The 2,137-nt window shown below is 67.8% G+C and carries 4 protein-coding genes; 1 reads left to right on the forward strand and 3 read right to left on the reverse strand.

The genetic code is table 11. The features are described from left to right. Positions 1–268 precede the first annotated feature (268 nt). The 3 genes from B9S57_RS36115 to B9S57_RS36125 are packed head-to-tail and all read right to left on the reverse strand — an operon-like array spanning position 269 to position 1,566. Positions 269–610 carry an RHS repeat domain-containing protein gene (locus tag B9S57_RS36115; protein ID WP_258036748.1) on the reverse strand — a complete coding sequence of 114 codons (342 nt, stop codon included), beginning with the start codon at positions 608–610 and terminating at the stop codon, positions 269–271. Continuing rightward, entirely contained in the window at positions 559–1,152 is a 594-nt protein-coding gene (locus B9S57_RS36120) for a hypothetical protein (RefSeq protein WP_258036749.1), read from the reverse strand. Before B9S57_RS36120 ends, B9S57_RS36115 begins: the two co-directional genes overlap by 52 nt. A gap of 15 nt (positions 1,153–1,167) precedes the next feature. Next, entirely contained in the window at positions 1,168–1,566 is a 399-nt protein-coding gene (locus B9S57_RS36125) for a hypothetical protein (RefSeq protein ID WP_258036750.1), read from the reverse strand. Here B9S57_RS36125 and B9S57_RS33410 point away from each other — a divergent pair. Continuing rightward, positions 1,535–1,990 (forward strand): tyrosine-type recombinase/integrase, encoded by a 456-nt coding sequence (locus B9S57_RS33410; RefSeq protein WP_374936007.1) that lies wholly within the window; start codon positions 1,535–1,537, stop codon positions 1,988–1,990. The genes B9S57_RS36125 and B9S57_RS33410 overlap by 32 nt on opposite strands. The last annotated feature ends 147 nt before the right edge of the window (positions 1,991–2,137 follow it).

A 2,137-nucleotide genomic window follows, 5' to 3' on the forward strand; every position in this document is an offset into this window, starting at 1 on the left:
AAGAAGTTTCTTGCGTCACCCAGCCGAATTGTTCGTTAACTCTGGTGCGTGGCGGCTACGTAGGTTCCAGCGGCCGCGCCGATGGCCATGCAGTACGGCAGGGCAGGTACAGCGCCCGGGCCGGAGGTCACTGCGGCCGCGACTTCGCAAAGTCCCGTAATTTCTGCGTCCGCGATCATGGCGGCAGTTGCCTTCTCAGCGGCAGCCGGTCCTCCGGTGAAGCCCTCGTAGAGGATGGTCCCGATGCCGAGGCCGTCCCCGATCCCACTCAGGCTGAGGCGTAGGAAAGGCGTCCGGCGCTGTCGTAGGTGTTAGCCGTCTTACGGCTGGCAGCCTGGTCGGTGCGGGTGTAGATCTTCGTTCCCGGGTCACCGGCGCCGGTCGTGTAGGTGTAGGTGAGGTCGGCCAGGGTGGTGGAGCCGTGGGTGGCCTTGATGGCGGTGGGCTTGCCGTCCTCGTCGAGGGTGACCTTCTGCGCCGTTCCGCCGGGATAGTTGGTGTGGGTGCTCTGGTCGTTGTTGTCGTACTCGTAGCCGGTGGTGCGGCCTGCCGGGTCCTTCAGCGACTCGAGGCGGCCTGCGGCGTCGTAGGTGTACTCGGTGGTGCCCATGGGTCGGTGCAGGTGCCGGCCGCCGTGTAGGCGCGGGTCGCCTCGGAGTCGTCCTGCAGGGAGCGGAACACCTCACGCGAGAGGGTGTCGTAGGCGTAGTCGGTCTCGCCGGTCGCGTCCTTGCGCCAGGCCATGTTGTCGTCGTCGTAGGAGTACTGGACGGTGGCGTTGGTGGAGGAGACCTTGGTGACGCGGTCGAGGTCGTCGTAGCTGTAGACCGTCTGGATGGTGCGGCCGTCCTTGATGACGTCGGGGCGGACCGCGTAGTCGTAGGTGATCGTCGTCTCGCCCTGCGGGGCGGGCGGAGCGATCTTCTTCAGGTTGCCCTTGGCGTCATAGGTGAACGAGGTCTTCTTGCCGCGTGCGTCGGTGACCGGGCATTTCTGGCCCTTGAATCCACCGCAGGACGGGTTGTAGTCGGTGCTGGTCATCCCGCCGCCGCCGGTGCCGGTGACGGCGACGGAGGTGGTGTTGCCGACCGCGTCGTAGGTGTAGTCCGTCTTGTTGTCGTCCGCGCTGTCCAGCGTGCCGGTCACGTCCATGCCCGCCTTCGTCAGTCACCCCGTCAGCTGGGCGGTGGCCCCGCTGGGCAGGGCGGCGGAGGTCGGGTTGTTGCGGGAATTCCACCCGTAGATGGTGGTGTTGCCGGGGTCGGAGCCGGCCCCCATCGCGTCGACGGCTGTGGTGGCCATGTGGGCCTGGTAGGTGGTGGAGCGGGCATGGCCGAGCGGGTCGGTGACCTTGGTGCCCTCCCCGTCCCCGTTGTGGACGTACGTCGTCGCGTCGCCCTCGGGGTCGGTGACCGTGGTGGTGCCGGCGGCGGTGGCCGAGGAGGCGGTGTAGGAGTAGGTCCAGGTGGGGCCGGTGCTGCCGCCCTCCGCGGAGGCCCGGGTCATCGCGGTGACCCGGGTCTCGCTGTCGTAGGTGAAGAAGTCGCGCGCCGGCCGACGCGTCATCGGTGTCCCCGACGAACTGGTGAGGCTGCTGGAGCTGCACCGCAGAGAGCAGGCACGCGAGCGGGCGATCGCAGGGGAGGACTGGCGAGAGTCCGGGTTCGTCTTCACCTCTCCCGTGGGCGAGCCGCTGGTGCCGAGCACGGACTACGGCACCTGGAAGCGGCTGCTGGCCGATGCGAAGGTTCGGGACGGGCGCCTGCACGATGCCCGGCACACCTCGGCGACGGTTCTGCTCATCCTCGGTGTCCCCGAACGGGTCGTGATGCAGATCATGGGCTGGTCGTCCACGGCGATGGCGGCCCGGTACCAGCACGTGACGGGCGGCATCCTCGCCGACGTCGCGCAGCGGGTCGGAGGACTCATCTGGGAAGTGGCCAAGGAGCCCGACGAGAGCGGCGCGGAGGGCTCCGCAGGGTCTCGATGAGACTGCAGATGAGACTACGGGCCTAGAGGAACGCCGAAGGGCCCCACCGCAAGCGGTGGGGCCCTTCGACGTATTGCCCGGTGAGAGCAATGGCGGAGGATACGAGATTCGAACTCGTGAGGGGTTGCCCCCAACACGCTTTCCAAG

Source organism: Streptomyces sp. SM10, from assembly GCF_002910915.1.
Classification (GTDB): Bacteria; Actinomycetota; Actinomycetes; order Streptomycetales; family Streptomycetaceae; genus Streptomyces.

What these genes read in the sequence shown, in the direction of transcription:
- B9S57_RS36120 (WP_258036749.1), bottom strand. Translation starts at nt 1,152, where the DNA reads ATGGACGTGACCGGCACGCTGGACAGCGCGGACGACAACAAGACGGAC.
- B9S57_RS36125 (WP_258036750.1), bottom strand. Translation starts at nt 1,566, where the DNA reads ATGACGCGTCGGCCGGCGCGCGACTTCTTCACCTACGACAGCGAGACC.
- B9S57_RS36115 (WP_258036748.1), bottom strand. Translation starts at nt 610, where the DNA reads ATGGGCACCACCGAGTACACCTACGACGCCGCAGGCCGCCTCGAGTCG.